The following is a 21,285-nucleotide window of genomic DNA, read 5'->3' as shown; positions in this document are numbered from 1 at the left end:
ACGTTTTCGGACACAGGGCGCGCCGTACCGCGTACGTCGCGCCCTGTGCCGTGCGCCCCGCCGTCATCCGAACCGCTCTCCGAACCGGCATCCCACCGGGGCGGTGGTGAGCCGGTCAGGCCGATCCTGCCCGTCCCGCGGGGGCCGGGAACGGCACCAGAGCCACCGTTACGTTGTCGTGCCCGCCGCCGTCGAGGGCGTGGGTGACCAGCGTGCGGGCGCTCTCCAGCGGCCTGCTGGGCGCGTCGTACGGCAGCACCGCGGCCATCTGCTCCGCGGACTCGGCGTAGTTCCACAGCCCGTCGGTGCACACCACCACGACACCGGGCCCGTCCGGCTGGAACGTGACGGTGTGCGGCTCGACCTCGTACGCGTCCGCGCCGAGCCAGCCGGTGATGGCGTGCGCTCGCTCGTCGGCGTTCGCCTCGGCCTCGGACATCAGGTTGTTGGCGACCATCTGGGCGGCCCAGGAGTCGTCCTCGGTGAGCCGGGCGGGCGGCGCCGTACGGTCGTTGGGGATCCAGTAGGCGCGGCTGTCGCCGACCCAGCCGACGGTCAGCAGCCCGCCGCCGACCACCGCACCGACGAAGGTGCAGGCCGGGGCGTTCTGTTGGCGGTGTTCATCATGCGCCGAGGAGGAGTCGGGAGCCAGCGCGTCGACGGCCGAGGAGGCCGCCAGGATGGCCTCGTGCATGGCCTGCTGGGGGTGGGTACCGCGCGGCAGCGACGTCCGCAGCGCCTCGCCGGCGGCCTCGGACGCCGCCGTGGACGCCTCGTCGGGGCGGGTCGCCGAGGAGACGCCGTCACAGACCACCGCGACCACGGCCGGGGTGCCGTCGGGGAGCGCGGCGGCACGGAGCGCGAAGAAGTCCTCGTTGCGGTGGTGGCGGTGGCCCCGGTCGCTGACCGCCGCGATGCCCGCCAACTCGCGCTCCATGTGGTCGCGTTCACGGGGCCGGGCGTGCCCGCAGTGCTCGCAGTAGCCGTCCGGCCCCACGGCGCCGGAACGGCAGGCGGCGCAGCGGGCGGTGCCGTGGGCGGGGGCGCCGTGGGCGGGGGTGCCGGACGGGGCACCGACCGGTGCGGGGCCACCCGCGGGGACATCGGCGGGCGTGGCGGTGGGCGCTGTGGCGGGCGCGACGGGCGGAGCGGGTGCGGCCTTTGGTGTACGGGAGGCCGGGCCAGGCGCGCCCCGTTCCGCGGCCGCCGTGACGGGCTCCGTGCCCGCCGCGTCGGCGCCCGCCGCGTCCGCGCCCGCCTCGTATCCGGCGACGCGCGGGTCGACGGGCGGCACGGCGGGCGGGTCCACCGGCGGGCCCACAGGCGGCGGCGGGTCGGCGACCGGCGCGGGACCGGCGACCGGCCCGGGACCGGCCACCGAGGGCGCATGGCCGGGCAGCGGCGGGGCGTTGCCCGGCACCGGCACCGGTACCGGCGACGGCGACGGCGACGGCGCGGGCACCGGCGCCGTGCCCGCGTCCCCGTACGGGAGCCGGGCCTGCGGGTCCGGAGGAGGCGGCGGTCCGGCCGGAACCGCACCGTAGGCGGCCGCCGGTCCGGGCGGCGCCGGTGGCAGGGGCGGCACGGGAGGTACGGCGCCGGCGCCGTGCGCGGGCCGGGCGCCGTACGCCGGCGGCGCGGCGGGCGCCGGGAGAGCGGCGCCGCACCGCCCGCAGAAGTTGTCTCCCGCAGCGCACGGCTCGTCGCAGCCCGGGCACCGGGACGGCTCAGTCACACCCATGTCACACCCACGTCCTGGGGCGGAAGCGGTTGGCCCGTTCCACCAGTTCGATCCTTTTCTCACCACGCTGCGCCAGCCGCGCGAGCAGGCGGTACGACCGCTCCAGGCCGAACCGCAGACCGCGCTCGTCCAGCGGGCAGCCGAGCAGCGACGGCCGCCCGGCCACGCCCGCCGGACCGTCCGGCCCGGCACCGTGGCTACCGGAGAGTACCCAGTCCAGGGCGCTGCCCAGTACCTCGGTGGTGAGTTGTTCCCTTCGTTCGGCGTCCAGACCGAAGTCCGCCAGCGCTTCGACCTGTTCGGCGGCCGCCCGCAGATCCGCCGTCAGCGGATCGCGCGGCGGGCGCCCCCGCAGCCGGGCGCGGACCGCCGCGATTCGCGCCGCTATGTAGTGGATGGACGACTCCGGGACGGACTCCAGCGCACCGACCGCGCCGGTGCGGTCGCCCGCCGCCAGGTGCACCCGTGCCAGTCCGAACGCCGCGCCGACATAGCTGCGGTCGGTCGCCCACACCAGGCGGTAGTACTCCACGGCGTTGTCCAGCTGGCCCAGCAGCTCCGCGCAGATCCCCAGCGCCAGCTTCGGCGCCGGCTCGCCGGGGAAGGCGTCGTAGACCGCGTCGAAGGCCAGTGCGGCGCCCTCGCGGTCACCGGTCGTCAGCGACACCAGGCCGCGGTGCCACACCACCCGCCAGTCCGTTCCCCCGGCGCCGGGCCCGGTGCCGCCCCGGCGCGCGGCGGCCCACTGCCCGGCGGGCTCCGCCGTCGCGATCTCCTCCAGCGCCCGCTGCGCCCCCGCGCCGTCCCCCGTCTCCAGACGGGCGCGCAGCGCACGCAGCCGGACCTCCAGGGAGTCGGCGGGCGCCGAGCGCAGGGCGGCCAGCAGTTCGGCGGGCGCGGCGGCCAGCAGCCCGGCCAGCAGCCCGGCGTGCGGATCGTCCGGATCCACCCGCGGCACCGGCAGGGCCAGGGCGGCGCCGGCGATGTCCAGGGGGCGCAGTGCCGGGCCGCCGGGGCCCGGCTCCGCGCGGCGCGCCGCCCCCCGCGCGCCCAGCAGCGAACTGTCGCCCTCCGCCGCGGCCATCAGCTCCGTGTCGACCACCCGGAGTTCGGGCCCGAACAGCGGGGACAGCGCGGGCCGCGGCTCGCCCGACTGGAGCGCCACCACCTCCCGCAGCACGCCTGTCAGCTGCTCGGCCATCTCCTCCGCCGAGGCGAACCTGCGCGCCCGGTCCGGGTCCGTGGCGCGTACCAGCAGCCGGTAGAACGACTCGTAGCTGCGGAACACCTCGATGTGGTCCGGATCGGGCAGGGAGTCCGCGAAGACGTTCGTATAGCCCTGGAAGTCGAAGGTGAGGACGGCGAGGGTGCGGGCGACGGTGTAGAGGTCGGAGGAGACCGACGGGCCCAGCACGGCGATCTCCGGTGCCTGATAGCCGATCGTGCCGTAGACCGGGCTGTGGTGGTCGTCCATCCTGCGCACCGCGCCCATGTCGATCAGCTTGAGCCGGTCGTGCTGCTGGATGGCGTTGTCGACCTTGAAGTCGCAGTAGAGGTAGCCGCGGCGGTGCAGGTGGCCGAGCGCTTCCAGCGCCTCGATGCCGTACGCACAGGCCTGTTCGACCGGCAGCGGATCGCGCCTGCCCTGGGGCGTGCGCCGGTCGTTGGCGAGCTCCTTGAGCGATTTGCCGCCGACGTACTCCATGACGATGTAGCCGTCGAGGCTGCCCGTCGCCCGGTCGAGGTGTTCCACGAAGTTGTAGATCCGCACGATGTTGGCGTGCTCGATCTCGGCGAGGAAGCGCCGCTCGGACACCGCCACCGCCAGCGCCTCCTCGTCGCCGGTGTCCAGCAGCCCCTTGAGCACCACCCACCGGTCGGAGACCGCGTGGTCCGTCGCCAGATAGATCCAGCCGAGCCCGCCGTGCGCCAGGCAGCCCGCGACCTCGTACTGCCCGTGCACCATGTCGCCGGGCCGCAGCTTGGGCACGAAGCTGTACGGGTGGCCGCACTTGATGCAGAAGCCTTCCGTGGTGCCCGGCTGCTCACCGTGTGCCCGGCCCACCGGCGCACCGCAGTCCGTACGGCTGCAGAACCGCTTCCGCTCCGGGACCTCCGGATGCTTCAGCACCGCCGTACGCGGATCGGGCCGCGGCACCTCCGGCACCGTCACCAGCCCCGCGCCCAGCCGCCCCCGCGCCGCCCCGGACGACGCGCCGCTGCCCGCGCCGCGCGCCGACACCGCCGCCATACCGCGCGCCGGCCCCCTGCCGGACACCGACCGCGAATGGCGGGCGGGGACCGAGCGCCGCGAGGGCGAGGAACGGGCGGTGCGTGTGCCGGGGCCGGAACCTGCGCCGGAAGCGGGGGCGGGGGAGGGGACCGTCAGCAACGCCCCCGCCGCCTCGCGGCCCGCCGCGCCGTCCGTGAGCACCCGGCCCGTCAGGCCCGTGGGCGGCGAGGACAGCAGCCCGTCCGGCGAGACCACCGGCGCCAGCCCGCACAGGTCGCAGTACAGCTCACCGCCGCCGACATCCTCGTAACTGCCCGCGCACTCCCGCCGCTGGCAGCGCTCGTCGGCCCGCTCCGTCACGAATCCCCCTTGTCCTCCCGCTGCTGCACGGCCAGCGCCTCCGCCGCCGCCTGCTGATAGCGCCACACCGCCTGTTCGGCGGCCCGCAGATCACACGGCGCACTCCACAGCATCCGCCGCGCCAGGTCGTACCGCTCGGTCAGCAGCGGATCCTCCGCCAAACCGTGACGTGCGAGCTTTCCCCGGTACGCGTCCAGCCTGCCGCGCAGCTCGGCCCGGACCGCCAGCGGCGCGGTCACCGCCGTCAACGACTCGCGCGCCCGCAGGAGTTCGTCCTCCGCCCGCTCCTCCAGGCGCTCCAGCAGCGGCGAGAGCCGGTGCCACTGCGCCCGTCTGCGGTAGTCGGCGGCCGCGGCCAGCTGTTCGTGCAGCGCCGTCGGCGGGCCGCTGACCGCCGGCACCTCCGACGCGGCGATCTTCGCCAGCACCTCGCCCCGGGCCTGCCGCGCCTCGGTCAGCGTGCGGTCCGCCCGCGACAGCACGTCCCGCAGCTGCATCAGCCGCCGCTCCGCGTCCTGCCGCACGTCCAGCACCGCCGCCACCTCACGCCGGATGTCCTCCAGCGCACGGGCCGCACGGTCGTAGCGCACGGTGTCCGGACGGCCGGCGCCCGGCGCCGAACTCCCCGTCGACGACGACACCCAGAACGCCAGCGGATCCGCGATCACCCGCTCCCGCAGCCGCAGCAGCTCGTCCGTGATCCGCTCCAGGTCGTCGCCCGCCGGATGCTCGCCGGGGCGTACGCCCACCGAATGCGCCAGCGAACGCGTGCGCTGCAACTCGGCCGACAGCAGGTCTATCCGGGCCGGCAGCGCCGACCAGACCGCATCGGCGGCGACGATGACGTCCAGCGACTGGGCGTACAGCTCGTTGATCCGCTCGACGAGCGCGTCCAGGCTGAACCGTTCGCCCTCCGGGGCCGGGCCGCCCGGCGTACCGTCGCCGACCGTGGCCGGGCCTGCGCCCGGCACCGTCACCCCGTCGCCGTACAGCAGCCCGGTCAGCTCCGCCAGGTCCTCCGGGGACGGCTGGCGCCGCCGCTCCCGCAGTTCACGCGCCTGCTCCAGCGCCGCCGTGTACGCATCGAACAGCGTCCACAGGAGGGTGATGGAGCGCTCCGCCGCGGCCCAGCGCTCCTTGGTGGTGCCGGTCAGACCGGCGCCCTCCAGCAGCCGCCGCCCCGCGTGGTCCTGCAACGCGAGCAGCGACGTCTCGATCGCCTCGTACTCGGCACCGAGCCGCGCCAGGGCGCGGTCCACCTCCTCCTGGTCCCGAACCGGGGCATCGGGCTCCCCCGGAGAACCGGGGAAGGGCCTGGGGACCCCCATCGATCACCTCTCCAATACGCGTACGTGGCACGGCGTTTGCCGCGGCCGGGCGGCCGCTGCGGTCTGCTCCTCCCACGACCTCTTCCATAGTGACGGCATCCGGCCCTCCCGGGGCGGTCAGTGGCACTACTCCGCTCCTTGGAGCGATCAGTCGCGGTACTGCGGCGCGGGCGGCCCCGATATGCCCGGCAGATCGGCCTTCAGCCACTTGCGGTACGCCCGCATCCAGGCGCTGTCCCCGCCGCCGCCCCGGTAGTCGTCCAGGACCTTGTTCACCCGCCGCACCAGATCGGTGTCGTTCTTGTTCATCGCCACGCCGTACGACTCGTCCGTGAACGGCTTGCCCTTCAGCTCCACCCTCGGGTCCTGCGCCGCCTGCGCCGCCGCCAGCGCACTGTCCGTGACCACCGCATCCGCCTGGCCCAGCTGCAGCCGTACCAGACAGTCGAGTTGGCTGGGCACCGTCAGCACCTGTGCGCCGTGCGCCTGCGCCCTCAGCGCCGTCTCACCCGTCGAACCCGCCGCCGTGCACACCCGCCGGCCCCGCAGCGAAGCGTCGAACGCCTTGATCGCCGAGTCGATCGGGGCCAGCACCTGCTGCCCCGCCTGGAAGTACGAGGTCGAGAACGCCACCTGCTGCTTGCGGGCACAGTTGATCGTCATCGTCCGCACCACCATGTCCACCGCACGCTTCTGCAGCGCCGGGATCCGCTGGTTGGTAGGCACCGTCTTGAAGACCACATGGGGGTGCGGCCCCAGGATGTCCTCGGCGACCGCCTGTGCCAGATCGATGTCGAAACCCTCCAGCGTGCCGGTGGACGGATTGCGGTACCCCCACCGGTAGGTGTTCTGGTCCACCCCGACGACCAGTTGGTCCCGCTCCTTGATCCGCTTCACCGCCGCGCCGTCCTCCGCCGACGGGCGCAGGCTCGCCGCGGCGGTGCGCGTCGTGCACGATGCGGAGGCAGGTGCGGGCGGCGCCGCCCCCGGTCCGTACGCGCGGTGGGCCGGCGCGGACGAGGAGACCCGCCCGCCGCCGTGCCCGGCCCGCCCGCCGCCGTGCCCGGCCCGCTCGGCGTCGCCGCCCAGCACCGGCACCAGCACGGCGGCGACCGCGGCCATCACCCCCATCCCGGACGCGACCGGCGCAAGGACGGCACGCAGATTCACCAGCTCTCCCGCGCGCATCCGCATGCCCCTCTCACCAGGCCTCCTCACCGGTACTCCGCCAGCCTGCGGCCGATGCCCAGCACCGCGCCCACCGCCGCCGACGCCGCCAGCAGCCCGGCCCCCACCACAAGCCCGTCCAGCGCCCTGCGCCCGGCGTCCGCCGCCGACCGGAACTCCGCCTGCTCGTGCACCAGCGCCTGCTGCAGTCCGGCGGACACCCGGTCGAAGGACTGCCCGGTGGACGCGGCCGTGCCGATCACCTTGGCCAGCGCCTGTGCGTAATCGCCCTTCTCGTCCGCCGTCCGTGCCTCGCCGTGCCGCGCCTGCCACTGGCGCACGCCGGTCAGCGCCGCACGCACCGGACGCCGGCCCGCCTCGTCGTCGGCCAGCGTCAGCGCCGCCCCCAGCCTGCTCTTCGCCGGCGCGGCCCCCGGCCCGCCCCCGCCCGTCAGATCCGCCATCCGGGAGCGGAAACCGGCCTCGTAGAAATCCTGCTGGCCGTGCGTCAGCACCGCACCGCGCGCCACCAGCGTCAGATTCTCGTCCCCGCGCGCCTGCAGCGCATCGATCCGCGCCTCGTTGAGCACCCGCAGCGACCGGGCGCCGTGCTCGTACGAACCGGTCAGCCCCGTACGCGCCACGGTATGCCCGGCCACCAGCCACACCAGCAGCACCAGGGAGGCCGCCGTAGCCGCCAGCAGGCCCCTGTTGAACACCCGGTTGGTGCGCCGGTAGTGCCGCCGCTGCGCCCACCCCAGCGCACCGAGGGCCACCACCCCCGCCGCCATCGCGTACCACGGCCGTGCCCCGGCCGCGCCGTAGTCCGCCGCCAGCCGGTCCGTCTCCGCGTCGTACAACGCCCGTGCGGCCGGGAGGAGTTCGGTGCGCATCTGCTCGTTGGCGTACCGCAGGTAGGCGCCGCCCAGCGGCAGCCCCTGCCGGTTGTTCGTGCGCGCCGTCTCCACCAGCCCCGTATAGCGCGGCAGTCCGCTGTTGAGCTTCGCGATCTGCGCGCCGCCGGCCGGACCGCTGTTGTGGGCGGCCGCCTTGACCAGCAGCGCGGACGCGGTGGAGATGTCGGCGGCATAGCGGTCGCGGGTCGCCCGGCTCTCCTTGGCGCCGGCCAGGAAACCGGCCGCGGCCGTCGTATCGGCATCCGCCAGCGAGCGGTAGATGCTCGCCGCGTCCGCGCTCAGCGGCTGGCTGCGCTCCACCACGTCGTCCGCGGCCGCCGCCCGGTCCGCGACCTGCCAGGCCGTGACCGCGCCGAACAGCACCACCAGCAGGGCCAGTACGGCACCGATCACCCGCAGCCGGCCGGGCTCCGTCGTCGCCGCGGCGCGCAGTTCGTCCAGCCCCTCGGCCCAGGCCGTTCTGCGCCCGGCGGCGGGCGGTGCCGCGCCGCCGGCCGGCGCGCTGGTGCTGGACACGGACCCACCCCCCGGTCGCTGACGTCGGGACCGGCCTTCGCGCACGGCGCCCGGGAGCGCTCACGAGAAGAACCGGTGCATGGGCAGCAGTATGTCCGCAGCCACTGACACACACACCGCGATTGCCCCGATCTTGTTCGGAGATCTTGTTCGAGGGGGGGTGTTCGGGCCGCGGTCCGGCGGGGCCCGCCGCGCCGCGGGGGCCGGCACTACAGTGGGCGGAGAATCGTCAGACATCAGGTGATACCGGGGCCCGGACACCGTGCCGAAGGGGGAGTGATCCCGTGCAGTCGGTCCGCAAGGGCAGGGTGTCGCTGGTGGAGAGGGCGACCGACGAGATCCGCGCCCAGATCGTCAGCGGCACCTGGCCGGTGGGCAGCCGCATCCCGCCCGAGAGCGCGCTGTCCGAAACCCTCGGGGTCAGCCGCGCCTCGGTCCGCGAAGCCGTACGGTCCCTGGTGCACGCCGGCCTCCTGGAGCCCCGGCAGGGCGACGGCACCTTCGTGCTCTGCGACGACGACAGCGCCCTCGCCCTCCGCCGCCGCCTCGAACGCGCCGAGCTCAGCCATGTCACCCAGGTCCGCCAGGGCCTCGACGTGGTCGCCGCCCGCCAGGCGGCCAAGCACCGTACGGACCGCCAGCTCGCCGGCATCGAAGCCGCGCTGGCCCGCCGCGGGGCCGCCCTCGCCGCGCAGGACGGCGAGGCCTTCACCGCCGCCGACGCCGAGTTCCACGTCCTGGTCGCCGAGGCGGGTGACAACCCCGTCCTCGCCGACATCTACCGCTCCCTGAGCGCCGCCCTGCGCGAGGAACTGCGCCGCGCCGCCTGCCTGGACACCGCCACCGCGGCTCCTGACGACCCGCACTCCCGCCTCACCGACGCCATCCGTGACCGGGACCCCCGGGCCGCCGTGGACGCCGCGGTCCTGCTCCTGGCCGGTCACGTACGGGACCTGGCGCTTCCGGTGGGGGACTGAGCGGCGGGCGGCTGCGCCCGCCAGGCCGCCCGCAGCCGTTCATGAGCGCCGGCCTCCGCGCCCGCCCGGTCCAGCGTGTCCAGGGCCGCCCCCAGCACCGGCGGGGCCACCACCACCTGGGGCACCGCCCGGGGGGCACGCTCTGCGAGGAGCTGGGTGACCCGGTCGTGGAGGAGCGGGTGACGGGCGGCCAGGACACCGCCGCCCAGCACCACGGGGACCCGTTCGCCGAGGAGACCGAGACGCCTCAGGGCGACGGTGGCCAGGAGCGCGATCTCCTCCGCCTGGCGGGCCACGAGGACGCGGGCGACCGGGTCACCGGCCGCCGCCACGGAGAAGAGCAGCGGCACCAGTTCATGGCGGCGGTGGCCGGGGAGGGCCCGCAGATGGAACGCCTCGATCAGTTCCGGCATGCCGGCCAGGCCGAAGTGCGCGGGCAGGGCGTGTGCCAGCCGGGTCGGTGCGCCGCGGCCGTCCTCCGCCCGGGCCGCGCGCCACATGGCCTCTTCGGCGAGGAACGCCCCGCCGCCCCAGTCGCCGGAGAGCCGGCCGAGGGCCGGGAAGCGCGCGGTGGCACCGTCCCGGCCGGCCCCCACGCAGTTGATGCCCGCCCCGCACACCACGGCGACGCCCACCCGCTCCCCGTCGTCCGGCAGCCCGGCCCGCAGCAGCGCGAAGGTGTCATTGCGGACGCTGGCCGTGCGCGCCCATCCCCGGCCCGCGATCTCGGCGGCCAGGCGCTCCTCCTCGACGGGGAGATCGGCGCCCGCGAGGAACGCGGAGAGGTGCCCGACCCGGCCCGCCGGCCGGGCCTGCGCCAGGACCGACCGCACCAGCGGCGCCAGGACGTCGACCGCCGGGCCGGTCCCCACCGCCGGCGGCCGGAAGCCACCGCCGCGTGCCGTGCCGAGCAGCCTGCCGTCCGTGGCCACCAGCGCCACGTCGGTCTTGCTGTTGCCCGCGTCGATGGCGAGCGCCGTGGCGGTCAGGCCCACGGCAGGTGCTCCCGGTTGTGCGCGATCAGCGCGTCGGTGAGCCGGTCCGCGTGGTCGGTCCGGCCGATGAGGGGGTGCGCGAGGAGAGCGGAGAAGACGGCGTTGCGTCCGCCGGCCCGGTCGGGTTTCCGGCCGCCCCCGCCCCACAACGCGGCCTCGAGGGCGAGGTGTTCGTAGGCGGTGACATGCGCGACCAGCCCGGCGTACAGCGGCTCCAAGGGGCGCACCGGGAGGGGCGTGGCGCCGGTCGAGTCCACGGTCGCGGGCACCTCGATCACCGCGTCGTCGGGCAGGAACGGCAGGGCGCCGTGGTTGAGGGCGTTGACGACCTGGGTGTCTCCGGTGTTGCGCAGGAGGGAGGAGGTGAGGGCCACCGCGGCCTCCGAGTAGAAGGCGCCGCCGCGCCGTGCCAGCAGCTCCGGCTTCTCGTCGAGTGCCGGGTCGCCGTACATGCCGAGGAGCTGTCGTTCGAGGGCGGCGACCTCCGCCGCGCGGGACGGTGCGTTGCGCAACTCCCGTACCACCGCGTCGTGCTGGTAGTAGTAGCGCAGGTAGTACGAGGGGATGACGCCGAGGCGGTCGAGCAGCGCGCGGGGCAGGCGCAGGCGCTCGGCCAGGGCGTCGCCGTGGTCCGCCAGCAGCCGGGGGAGGACGTCCTCACCCGCGACGCGTACCGCCCGCTCCCAGGTGAGGTGGTTGAGGCCGACGTGCTCCAGCTCGACCTCGACGGGGGAGACGCCCAGCAGCGCGGCGAATCCGCGCTGGAAGCCGATGGCGACATTGCACAGCCCCACGGCCCGGTGGCCGTGGGTGAGCAGCGCCCGGGTGACGATGCCGACGGGGTTGGTGAAGTCGACGATCCAGGCACGGGGGTTGCGGCGGCGCACCCGTTCGGCGATGTCCAGGACGACGGGGACCGTGCGCAGCGCCTTGGCGAGGCCGCCGGCGCCGGTGGTCTCCTGGCCGACGCAGCCGCACTCCAGCGGCCAGGTCTCGTCCTGGTGGCGGGCGGCCTGGCCGCCCACCCGCAGCTGCAGCAGCACCGCGTCCGCGCCGTCGATACCGGCGTCCAGGCAAGTGGTCCAGGAGATCCGGCCCGGGTGGCCCTGCTTGGCGAAGATCCGCCGGGCCAGGCCGCCCACCAGCTCCAGCCGGTCGGCGGCCGGGTCGATGAGGACCAGTTCCTCCAGCGGCAGCACCTCGCGCAGGCGCGCGAAACCGTCGATGAGTTCGGGGGTGTAGGTGGAGCCGCCGCCGACCACGGCGAGCTTGACGCGGGGGTGCGGGGTGCGGGGGTGCGGGGTGCGTCCCTGGGGAGACGGCATACGGATCAGCCCTTCACTCCGGTGAGCGTGACGCCTTCGACGAAGGCCTTCTGTGCGAAGAGTGCGAAGAACGGGAAGCATGCGAAGAACAGGACGGGGACGCCCCGCGCGGCGCGGATCCGCGGGCCGGAGCCCGGCGTTCAGCCGGTGTGGAACACCGCATCGCGTGCCGTCGCGAGCGCCGTCCGCAGCGCGCCGGTGAGGATCGGGGGGCCGTCGACATGGCTCAGGCGCACGGCGGGGCGGGACAGCGGGAGCCCGGTGAACTCCTCCTCGACCAGGGCGCGCAGCGCCTGGCCGCCGGCCCGGGGGACCTCGCCGGAGAGCACCACCAGCCGCGGGTCGACGACCGCGACCACGGCCGCTATCCCGGTCGCCAGCCGTCGCGCGATCTCGGCACGGACCCCGTCGTGCGCCATCGCCCCTTCGACGGTACGGACGTCCGGGGCCCCGTACTCCCGGGCCAGGGCGAGCACGGCCGGTGAGCCGACCAGCTGCTGGAAGCCGCCGCCGGCGTCCGCCCGCGCGGAGCCGTGGTCACCGCCCCGGGTCAACGGGGCGCCGGGCAGCGGCAGGTAACCGATCTCGCCCGCGCCGCCGGTGGCCCCGCGCAGCAGCCGGCCGCCCAGCACGAGGGCGGCACCGACCCCCTTGTCCGCCCACACCAGCACGAAGTCGTCGACGTCCTGTGCGGCCCCGTCGTGCTGCTCGGCGACCGCCGCCAGGTTCACATCGTTCTCGAGGGTGACCGGCGTGCCCAGCACCCCGGTCAGCTCGTCCTTCAGCGCCCGCGCATGCCACCCCGGCAGATGCGGCGCATAGCGCAGCCGTCCGGTCCGCGGGTCCAGCGCACCGGGTGTGCCGATCACCGCCCCGTGCAGCTGCCCGCGTGCCAGCCCGGCCCTGGCCAGCGCCCCGTCGACGGCCCGCGCGACCAGCTGCGCGGTCCGGTGCGGCGCCTCCCCGGCAACGGCGTCGGTGTTGACCCGCTCCTCCCCGAGCACCTGCCCGGTGATGTCGGCGACCGCGGCGGTGATCCCCAGCGGATCGACGGCCAGCGCGGCAACATGCGCCGCCACCGGGTCGATCTCGTACAGCTGCGCACTGGGCCCCGGCCGCCCGGTCACATTCCCGGTCGTCCGTACCAGCCCCGCCGCCTCCAGCCGTGCCAGCAGCTGCGAGGCGGTGGGCTTCGACAGCCCGGTCAGCTCCCCGATCCGCGTACGGGTCAACGGGCCCTGCGACACCAGCAGATCGAGCGCGGCCCGGTCGTTCATGGCCCGCAACACCCGCGGCGTCCCGGGCGTGCCCCGTATCCCCGGCGTGCCCTGCCTCCCTTGCGCGCTGTGCCCACCGGCCATGGCGCCGCCCCCCGTTCGCCGACGGCGCCGGAACGCCCACGCCCGCCGAGAATCTGTTAAGAAACCTTCCCATCGTTTCCACGGGAAGCTAAGCGGCGGGCGATGACGTCGTCAACGGTGCGGACGGGAAGATTTCGCCGCCCGTCGCCCCCTCTGCCCACCCGCTGCCCCGGGACGTCGCGCCGGTGCACAGCATCGGCGCACCGCAGAAGGGGCGTACCCGCGCGGTACGCCCCTCCGTCGACAGTCCGGGCCCTCAGCTCCGGATGGCCGGGTTACTTCCCCATCTTCGACGGCGAAGCGATCGGATTGGTCGCCAGGGACTGCGGGGACGTCGGGTTGTTGAGGGCCGAGGGGGCGGCCATGCCGGCCGAGGGGTCGGCGGCCTCCTCGTCCTCCTCCTCGGGGAGCGGGCGCGGGGCCAGGTGGACGCCGGCGGCGTCCAGGGCGCGCTTGATGCGCCAGCGCAGTTCGCGCTCCACGCCGGGGGCCTTGCCGGGCATGGTCTTGGCCGAAACGCTGATGGTGACGGTGTCCAGGTGGACCTCGCTCAGGCCCAGGACCTCCACCGGCTCCCACAGCTGCTCGTTCCAGGGCTCGGCCTTGGACATCTCCTCGCCGGCGCCGGTGATGGTCTCGCGGGCGCGCTCCAGGTCCTGGTCGGCGGCGATCACCACATCAACGGCGGCGGTGGACCAGCCCTGGCTGAGGTTGCCGATCCGCTTGACCTCACCGTTGCGTATGTACCAGATCGCGCCGTTGGGGCCGCGCAGCTTGGTGACCCGCAGGCCGACCTCGATGACCGTGCCGGTGGCCACCCCCGCATCGATCTCGTCGCCGACGCCGTACTGGTCCTCGAGGATCATGAAGACGCCGGAGAGGAAGTCGGTGACGAGGTTGCGGGCGCCGAAACCGATGGCGACCCCGGCCACACCGGCGCTCGCCAGCAGCGGCGCCAGGTTGATCTTCAGCACCGAGAGCACGGTCAGGGCGGCGGTGCCCATGATCACGAAGGAGGCGACGCTGCGCAGCACCGAGCCGATGGCCTCGGAGCGCTGTCTGCGTCTCTCGGCGTTGACGAGCAGACCGCCCAGCGCGGTGCCCTGGGCGGCGGCCACGGTGCGGTTCATCCGCTCGATGAGCTTGGTGATCGTGCGGCGGATCACATGCCGCAGCACCACCGCGATCACGATGATCAGCAAGATCTGCAGGCCGGACGTGAGCCACGTCCCCCAGTTCTCCTGCACCCAGCCGGCGGCGTTGGTGGCCTTGTCCGTGGCGTCGTCGAGCGACGTCGGGCCGGAGGAGCCTGGCGTGGCGGCGCTCAGGTGCGCGGCAGCGGCCGGCGAAGCGGACCAGAACACAGTCGAACCTTCCGTGTGGGACAGCAGACCCGGGCCCCGGTGGGACACTGTGAGCCGGGCTGACCAACCACACTAACGGGGCAACAGGAGCGGTCCGCGCCCTTGTTCGAGTCGGATAGTTGTGCGCAGGGCCGAAATGAGCCGTATCCGGCCGGACGTGCCGGTGTGTGGTGGAAAACACCTCCGACCCGTTACTCGGTCATGGTGGCGCTCTCACCAGGCACCGGGGGACACTGTGGGGAGATCGTCCCGGCGCGAGCCACGCGCCGCCGGCGTACAAGGAGGCACCCGTGCCGCATGTCCTGGTCCTCAATGCGTCGTACGAGCCGCTCGGCGTCGTACCGCTCCGCCGCGCGCTCATCCTCGTCCTCAACGAGAAGGCTGTCAGCCTCGAGGAATCCGGCGCCCTCATGCACAGTGCGACCCATGTCATACCCGCTCCGAGCGTGGTCCGCTTGAAGCGGTTCGTGCGGGTGCCCTTTCGCGGCCCCGTTCCCCTGACCCGCCGGGCGCTGTTCGCCCGTGACGGCGGGCGCTGTATGTACTGCGGTGGCGTCGCAACCAGCGTCGACCACGTCATCCCGCGCAGCCGCGGAGGTCAGCACACCTGGGAAAACGTCGTCGCCGCGTGCCGGCGCTGCAACCACGTCAAGGCCGACCGCCATGTCGCCGAGATCGGCTGGCGGCTGCGGCATCAGCCCGCCCCGCCGTCAGGACTGGCGTGGCGGATCATCGGCACGGGCCATCGTGACCCGCGCTGGCTGCCGTATTTGCAGCCGTACGGCGCGGATGACGCCTTGGCCCGGATCGACGCCGTATCGGCGTAGGTCCGGGTTTCTGCGTCCTGACGGTGGTGTCGCACGTCCCGCACGTCTCGTGCAGCCCGCGCAGGTCGTGCGCCCCGCTCCGGCCGGGGCGGACGCCGCCGGATTCTCGCCCCGTGGCCACCCGCCGCGGCGACGAGGATCCCGCGGCGTCCACGACGGCCGCCGGCGCACCCGCCGCACCGCACCCGTTCCCGGCCGCCGCTCGCCGGGCACCGTTCACCGCTTGTCGTGGCCCGGGTGCCGTGTCTCCGCGACCGCATACGCCTCCACCGACCACAGCGAGTAGCCGAAGCGGGTGGCCCGCTTGTCGCCCTGGATGCGGACGAACCGGGCGTCCTCGGCGTCCATCCGGACGGACTCGCGGCCGCCCTTGCCGTCCCGGACCGTGGCCGCCGTGCGCCAGCTGCGGCCGTCCGGCGAGACCTGGACGCGGTAGCGGGCGGCGTAGGCATCCTGCCAGTTCAGGACGAGCCGGCCGAGCCGGGTCGGATGGGCCAGCGCGAACTGCAGCCAGGCGCCGTCCTCCGGGGCGGAGGACCAGCGGGTCGCGGGGTTGCCGTCGGTGGCCGCCGACGCCGGGAAATCCGCGGTCTCGTCCCCGGAGGAGGTGGCGACGGTGCCGCGCGCCAGGTCCTTGCCGCCGGTGCGCGGATACGAGCGCACCGTCAGCGTCCGCTGGGCACCGCCGAACTCCACCGGGATCTCGTACGTCCCCGAGGGGGCGTTCTCGGGGACGTCGACGGCGATGCGGACCGTGGCGGTGCCGCCCCGCGGTGCGGTGACCTCCTTCGGGGCGTGCACCGTGAAGCCCTTGGGCGCCTTGACCGCCAGCTTCCCGCGGACGTCGCCGGGGCGGCGGGAGTAGATCAGGGCGTCCACCGTCGCGCTGCCGCCGTTCTGGGCGTCCGACTCCTTGCGGGACAGTTCGAGCCCGGCCGCCGGGGTGTCGTCGAACCAGGGGGTGAAGGCGTGCACGGACGGGGCGTGCGCGCTCTTCGCCCAGGTCAGCCGTATCGCGTCGGCACGCAGCCGGGGCGTTTTCGCCTCGGTCCAGCCGCTGGCGGAGAGCCGGTCGAGGCGGCGCCAGCCCTCGCCCGGGACATGCGCCTCCATGGAGACGGCGGCCGCGGACGGGCCCGGGTCGGTCAGTGCGGTCACCGCGGCGAGCGGGCGGGTCCGCTCGAAGGGGACGGTCAGGGACGTCCGGCCGTCGCGTTCGGCGGCGCCGTCGCCGGGCTGGGGGGCGGTGCGGCGGGCGCCGGTCCAGGCGTCCGCCTCGGTCATCGCCCGCTCCAGGAACGGGGCCAGCACCCCCTTGCCGACCGTCGCCGGGCTGTGCGCGCACTCCTTGCGCAGCCGCTGCGCCGTGCGCTGGGCCGACCAGGCGGCGTCGCCGTCGTCATGCGCCTGCGCCATGAGCGTGTCGACGGCCTGGGCCCCGGCCCTGCCGTAGCGGGCCAGCTGCTCGGCCCACGGACGGACCTCGGCGGCCAGGTCGGGGCGCAGGTCCCGGGGCGCGGTGCTCATGGTGGCGAACGCGGCCCGCAGCGCCTTGGCGGCCTTGGCGAGATCCGCATCCCGGCCCGGCCGGCCGTGGTTGACCGCGACCTCGCGGGCCTTCCAGAAGCGGTCGATCAGGGGCTGCAGATAGCCGGACTCGGTCCGGTCCAGCAGCGAGGAGGAGGCGTTGCCGGCCAGCGCGCGCAGCGCGGCACGGGAACGGGGATCGCCGCCCGCCAGATCGTCGACGGCCGCGTCCCAGGACCGGCCCGGGTGGTAGTCGCGCGGATTCCACGCGTAGTCGGCGGCCGTGAACAGCGGGATGCGCGAGGCGAGCGGCTGCTGCATGGCGTTGGCCAGCAGCGCCGTGGAACCGGTGGCGACGGCCGGCTCCCGGCCCCGGTAGGGCCCGAGGAAGATCCGGTCCTGGGCGTAGTCGTTGACCGGGTAGTTGTCCATGGTCACCAGCGGGTGGCCGAACACCTGGCGGGCCGTGGACAGCTCGCCGCCGGTGATGGTCCGCGGGACCACGCCCACACCGGTCCAGGCCACCTCGACCCGGTCGCCGAGCGCGTCGGACAGCGCCCGGCGGTACGCCGTCGAGCCGTCCTGGTAGTACTCGGTCGGCATCAGGGAGAGCGCCCCGGCCTGTGGATGCCGCTGCGCCAGATGCGCGGCGAGCGCATTGGCGACCTTGGCCTGCGCCCGTGCCGCGGCCCGGGGGCCGGTGCCGAAGGCGTCCGCGTCGGCGTCACAGTGCCATTCGCTGTAGCTGACGTCCTGGAACTGCAGCTGGAAGGAGCGCACGCCCAGCGCCCACATCGCGTCCACCTTGCGCCGCAGCGCCCGCATGTCCTCCTCGGACGACAGGCACATCGCCTGGCCCGGGGCGACGGCCCAGCCCAGCGTGACGTGGTTGGCCCGGGCTCGCTCGGCCAGCGCCCGGAAGCCGGCGCGCTGCCCGGCCGGGTAGGGGTCGCGCCACCGGGCCTGGCGGTACGGATCGTCGCCCGGCGCGTACAGATAGCGGTTCTGCTTGGTGCGGCCCATGAAGTCCAGCTGGGCGAGCCGCTGGGCCTGGCTCCAGGGCTGCCCGAAGAACCCCTCGGTGGTGCCGCGCACCGCCGTGCCGGGCCAGTCGCGTACGGCCACCGAGGCCAGCTGCTTCCGGCCGGCCCCGTGGGTGACCAGTTGCCGCAGGGTCTGCGCGGCGTGGAAGAGGCCGTCGGAGCCGACGCCGTCCAGGGCGACGGTGTCCCGGCCCGCGACCTGGCCCACCGCCAGGCGGTAGCCGCCGGCCGGCAGGTCCCCGCGGGCCGGTGCCCGCAGCGCCCGCAGCGCGTCCGCGGCCTGCTCGCCGCCGACGTGGATCACCGGCCCGGCCGCGGGCAGCCGGTCGCCGGGCGCCTGCTGCCGGACGGTGTGCACCCCGGCGTCCCGCAGCAGGCCGCGCAGCGCGTCCAGGGTGTGGGGGTCGGTGTCCGCAGCGGCCACCAGCACCGCCTCGCGGCCGAGCGGCACGGCGTCGCCCAGCTCCCGCATCGACTGCGGGCGCGGCCAGACGGCGGGTGCGTGCCCGGCGCCGGCCGGCCGGTCGGGCCGGTCGGGGGCACCGACGGCGGGGTCCGCGGGCGCCGCCTGGGCGCTGGGCACCCCGCCGAGCAGGCCTCCGATGACCGCGGCGGCCAGTGCGGTGGTTCCGGCCACCCGCGCTCGGGCGCCCGCGCCGTTCCCCCTGCCGCTCCTACCGATACTTCCGACGCTCCATACGCCCCGGCCTCGCACGGCTGCTCCTCGTCCCCGTCCATCACTCGCCGGTCCGCACCGGCGCCCCGTTTATCCCCGCCGATGCCCCTTCGGGCAGACCTCCGGCCGTGAGCCCACCATTGTGGCGGTTCGGGTGTCAACCAGGCGAGGGCGGGGGGCCGGAGGGCCGGCCGGGGGACGGGTTCCGGCCGGTGCCGCGGGCGGGATCCGGGGGGCTCGCGGGCGGAATCCGGAGGGCTCGCCGGCCCGCAGAACTTCCGTCCCGGGGCCCGGTTCCCCCGCGTTCTTGGCGCCCCCCGGCGCCCGGCGCAGTGAAATCGCCTGCGTGAGGCATAATGTGACCTGGGTCACGTTTCGTGAGCAGATACGTCTGCGATCGTGTCGAGTGGGTAGGGCCCACGTGTCCCATTACCGATGAACGGGAGGCCTTCGTGGCCGCATCCGCTCAGCTGCTCCTCGACGCTCTGTCCTCCAAACCGGGAGGTGCGACGATGGAGACCGACATTTTCGACGGGGTGTCCGACCCCGATTCCGGCCTCGACGGCTCCGGATCCTTCAGCTTCGTCGAGCCGCCCCTGACCAGCGAGCCCCCGCTCGCCGACGCCGCCCCGCTGACCAGCGAGGTCCCGATCTCCGCCGAACTGCCGCTGACCAGCGAGCCGACGGCCGCCGGCCACGGCACGGAGTCCATGGAGGTCTGAGGACCCATGGGCCGCGCGCGGCTCGCCCGGCTGCACGGCATCGCCACGTCCTACGAGCCCTCGCCGGGCCGGAGCGTCCAGATCACCGGCGACACCGTCGTCGCCGTGCTCGCCGCACTGGGGGTCGATGCCTCGACCCCGCAGGCCGTCCGCAGCGCCCTGGCCGCATACGAGGACCGCGCGGCCCGCGCCCTGCTGCCCCGCACCGTCGTCGCGCGCCCCGGCCGGCCGCCCGACCTCGCGCATCTCCCCGAAGGCACCGTCCTGCGGGTCGAGACCGAGAGCGGGACGGCCGTGAAGGGCCTGGCGGCGTCCGGTCCGGCGGCCCTGGCCCGGCTGCCCCTCGGTGTCCATGTGCTGCACGCCCGTGCCCCCGACGGCCGCGCCGCCGGCGCCCCGCTGATCGTCGCGCCCGACCGGGTGCCCGCGCCGCCCGGCCGCAGCCACGGCTTCCTGGTGCAGCTCTACTCCCTCCTGTCCCGGCAGTCCTGGGGCATGGGCGACCTGGGGGACCTCGCCGACCTCGCCGCCTGGTCGGGGCGCGCGCTGGGCACCGGCTTCCTCCAGCTCAACCCGCTGCATGCGGCCGTCCCCGGCCCGCCCACCGATCCCTCGCCCTACCGCCCCTCCTCCCGCCGCTTCCCCGACCCGGTCCATCTGCGGATCGAGGACATCCCGGAGTACGCCCGGCTCACCGGCGCCGCCCGCTTACGGGCCGACGAGCTCGCCGCGCGGGCCGGTGCGCTGCGGACCGGGGTGCTCGACGGGGGCGCGCTGATCGACCGGGACGCGGTCTGGGCGCTCAAGCGCGAGGCCCTGGAGCTGATGTGCGCGGTCCCGCTCACCCCGGGCCGGCGGGCCGCATACTGCGACTTCCTCGCCGAGCAGGGTCAGGCGCTGGAGGACCACGCCACCTGGTGCGCGATCGCCGAGCGGCACGGCCCCCACTGGCGCGGCTGGCCCGACGGGCTGAGCGACCCGCGCTCCCCGGCCACGGCCCGGCTGCGGCCGCGGTTGCTCGACCGGATCGACTTCCACAGCCGGCTCGTCTGGCTCACCGACCAGCAACTGGCCGCCGCGCAACGGACCGCGCGGGAGTCCGGGATGGGCATCGGGCTGGTGCACGACCTCGCCGTCGGCGTCCACCCCTCGGGTGCCGACACCTGGGCGCAGCAGGACGCCTTCGCCGCCGGGATGTCCGTCGGGGCGCCGCCGGACGCCTTCAACTCCCGCGGCCAGGACTGGGGCCTGCCGCCCTGGCGCCCGGACGCGCTGGCCGCCGCGGGTCACGCCCCCTACCGGGAGCTGCTGCGCGGCATGCTGCGGCACGCCGGGGCGCTGCGCATCGACCATGTGATGGGGCTGTTCCGGCTGTGGTGGGTCCCCGAGGGCCGGCCGCCGACGGAGGGCGCCTATGTCCGCTACGACGGTGAGGCGATGCTCTCGGTGCTGGCCCTGGAGGCGCACCGGGCCGGCGCCGCGGTGATCGGCGAGGACCTGGGCACCGTCGGGCCGGGGGTCCGTGCGGCGCTCGCCGAGCGGGGCGTCCTGGGGACGTCGGTGCTGTGGTTCGAGCGGGATTACGGGGGCGGGGAGGGCGGCGGCCGGGACGGGGAGGACGGCCCGGAGCCGGCTGCGGAGCCCGCCTCGGAACCTGCTGCGGAGCCCACCGTGCAACCCATCCCGGCGGAGCCCACCCCGCACCCCGCCCCCCTGGCCCGCATCCTGGCGCCCGAGGAGTGGCGCAGCGCCTGTCTGGCCACCGTCACCACCCACGATCTGCCGCCCACCGCGGCCCGGCTGACCGGTGAGGACGTCGCCCTGCGCGAACGGCTCGGGCTGCTCGCCGGGCCGCCGGAGCGGGAGCGCTCCCGCGCCCGCTGTGAACGCACCGAGTGGCTGCGGGAGTTGGTGCGGCGCGGCCTGCTGCCCGAAGGGGCGGCCGACGAGGAAGCGGCCGTCCGGGCCGTTCACCGCTTTCTGCTGCGGACCCCGGCGCGGATGGTGGGCGTCTGGCTGCCCGACGCGGTGGGGGACCGGCGCCCGCAGAACCTCCCCGGGACGTGGCAGGAGTACCCGAACTGGCGCCTTCCGATCGCCGGCCCCGACGGCCGTCCGTGCACCCTGGAGGAGCTGGCCGCCTCCCCCCGCCTGCATGCGCTGATGCGTGAAGTGTCCGGCGGCCGCCGGTAGTCCCGCCCGGCGC

The 21,285-nt window shown here is 75.1% G+C and carries 14 protein-coding genes; 4 read left to right on the top strand and 10 right to left on the bottom strand.

The genetic code is table 11. From position 1 onward, the window contains the following. Positions 1-115: 115 nt before the first annotated feature. The 5 genes from CFW40_RS11445 to CFW40_RS11425 form a co-directional block, all read right to left on the bottom strand. A complete protein-coding gene (locus CFW40_RS11445) occupies positions 116-1,741 on the bottom strand; it encodes a PP2C family serine/threonine-protein phosphatase (RefSeq protein ID WP_088797687.1) in 1,626 nt (541 codons plus the stop codon). Between the two features lies 1 nt (position 1,742). Beyond that, positions 1,743-4,334: a serine/threonine-protein kinase gene (locus tag CFW40_RS11440; RefSeq protein ID WP_088797686.1), complete on the bottom strand. Its 2,592-nt coding sequence runs from the start codon at positions 4,332-4,334 to the stop codon at positions 1,743-1,745. After that, the gene (locus CFW40_RS11435) at positions 4,331-5,662 is read right to left on the bottom strand and encodes a hypothetical protein (RefSeq protein WP_088797685.1); all 1,332 of its coding nucleotides are present in this window, start codon (positions 5,660-5,662) and stop codon (positions 4,331-4,333) included. The genes CFW40_RS11440 and CFW40_RS11435 overlap by 4 nt, the downstream gene beginning before the upstream one ends. 147 nt (positions 5,663-5,809) lie before the next feature. Continuing rightward, positions 5,810-6,850, bottom strand: coding sequence for a glutamate ABC transporter substrate-binding protein (locus CFW40_RS11430; protein ID WP_088802053.1), 1,041 nt, complete (start codon positions 6,848-6,850; stop codon positions 5,810-5,812). Between the two features lie 26 nt (positions 6,851-6,876). Beyond that, entirely contained in the window at positions 6,877-8,262 is a 1,386-nt protein-coding gene (locus CFW40_RS11425; RefSeq protein WP_088797684.1) for a hypothetical protein, read from the bottom strand. Between the two features lie 284 nt (positions 8,263-8,546). On the opposite strand from CFW40_RS11425, the gene CFW40_RS11420 reads away from it, so the two are divergent. After that, on the top strand, positions 8,547-9,239 hold the full coding sequence (locus CFW40_RS11420) for a FadR/GntR family transcriptional regulator (protein WP_088797683.1): 693 nt from the start codon (positions 8,547-8,549) through the stop codon (positions 9,237-9,239). Here CFW40_RS11420 and CFW40_RS11415 read toward each other — a convergent pair. The 4 genes from CFW40_RS11415 to CFW40_RS11400 all read right to left on the bottom strand — a co-directional run bounded on the left by CFW40_RS11415 (position 9,203) and on the right by CFW40_RS11400 (position 14,284). Continuing rightward, positions 9,203-10,234, bottom strand: coding sequence for an N-acetylglucosamine kinase (locus CFW40_RS11415; RefSeq protein ID WP_088797682.1), 1,032 nt, complete (start codon positions 10,232-10,234; stop codon positions 9,203-9,205). The two genes, CFW40_RS11420 and CFW40_RS11415, sit on opposite strands and share 37 nt — an antisense overlap. After that, the gene (locus CFW40_RS11410; protein ID WP_088797681.1) at positions 10,225-11,559 is read right to left on the bottom strand and encodes a 6-phospho-beta-glucosidase; all 1,335 of its coding nucleotides are present in this window, start codon (positions 11,557-11,559) and stop codon (positions 10,225-10,227) included. Before CFW40_RS11410 ends, CFW40_RS11415 begins: the two co-directional genes overlap by 10 nt. Positions 11,560-11,699: 140 nt before the next feature. Further along, entirely contained in the window at positions 11,700-12,836 is a 1,137-nt protein-coding gene (locus CFW40_RS11405) for an ROK family transcriptional regulator (protein ID WP_088797680.1), read from the bottom strand. A gap of 359 nt (positions 12,837-13,195) precedes the next feature. Continuing rightward, positions 13,196-14,284 (bottom strand): mechanosensitive ion channel family protein, encoded by a 1,089-nt coding sequence (locus CFW40_RS11400; RefSeq protein ID WP_176956523.1) that lies wholly within the window; start codon positions 14,282-14,284, stop codon positions 13,196-13,198. A 290-nt stretch (positions 14,285-14,574) separates the two neighbouring features. Between CFW40_RS11400 and CFW40_RS11395 the strand changes: the two genes are divergently transcribed. Continuing rightward, complete coding sequence (locus tag CFW40_RS11395; RefSeq protein ID WP_006605595.1) at positions 14,575-15,111, top strand: HNH endonuclease; 537 nt, start codon at positions 14,575-14,577, stop codon at positions 15,109-15,111. Positions 15,112-15,327: 216 nt separating this feature from the next. Here the strand turns inward: CFW40_RS11395 and CFW40_RS11390 are convergent, their stop codons facing one another. After that, positions 15,328-18,318, bottom strand: coding sequence for a beta-N-acetylglucosaminidase domain-containing protein (locus CFW40_RS11390; RefSeq protein ID WP_088797679.1), 2,991 nt, complete (start codon positions 18,316-18,318; stop codon positions 15,328-15,330). A 491-nt stretch (positions 18,319-18,809) separates the two neighbouring features. Between CFW40_RS11390 and CFW40_RS11385 the strand changes: the two genes are divergently transcribed. Continuing rightward, positions 18,810-19,079, top strand: coding sequence for a hypothetical protein (locus tag CFW40_RS11385; RefSeq protein WP_088797678.1), 270 nt, complete (start codon positions 18,810-18,812; stop codon positions 19,077-19,079). 6 nt (positions 19,080-19,085) lie between these two features. Further along, a complete protein-coding gene (gene malQ / locus CFW40_RS11380) occupies positions 19,086-21,272 on the top strand; it encodes a 4-alpha-glucanotransferase (protein ID WP_088797677.1) in 2,187 nt (728 codons plus the stop codon). Positions 21,273-21,285 lie beyond the last annotated feature (13 nt).

This window comes from Streptomyces sp. 2114.4 (genome assembly GCF_900187385.1).
In the GTDB taxonomy this organism is placed as follows: Bacteria; Actinomycetota; Actinomycetes; order Streptomycetales; family Streptomycetaceae; genus Streptomyces; species Streptomyces mooreae.
Note: the sequence above shows the minus strand (reverse complement) of the source record. Positions and strands in the feature narration are given on the sequence as shown.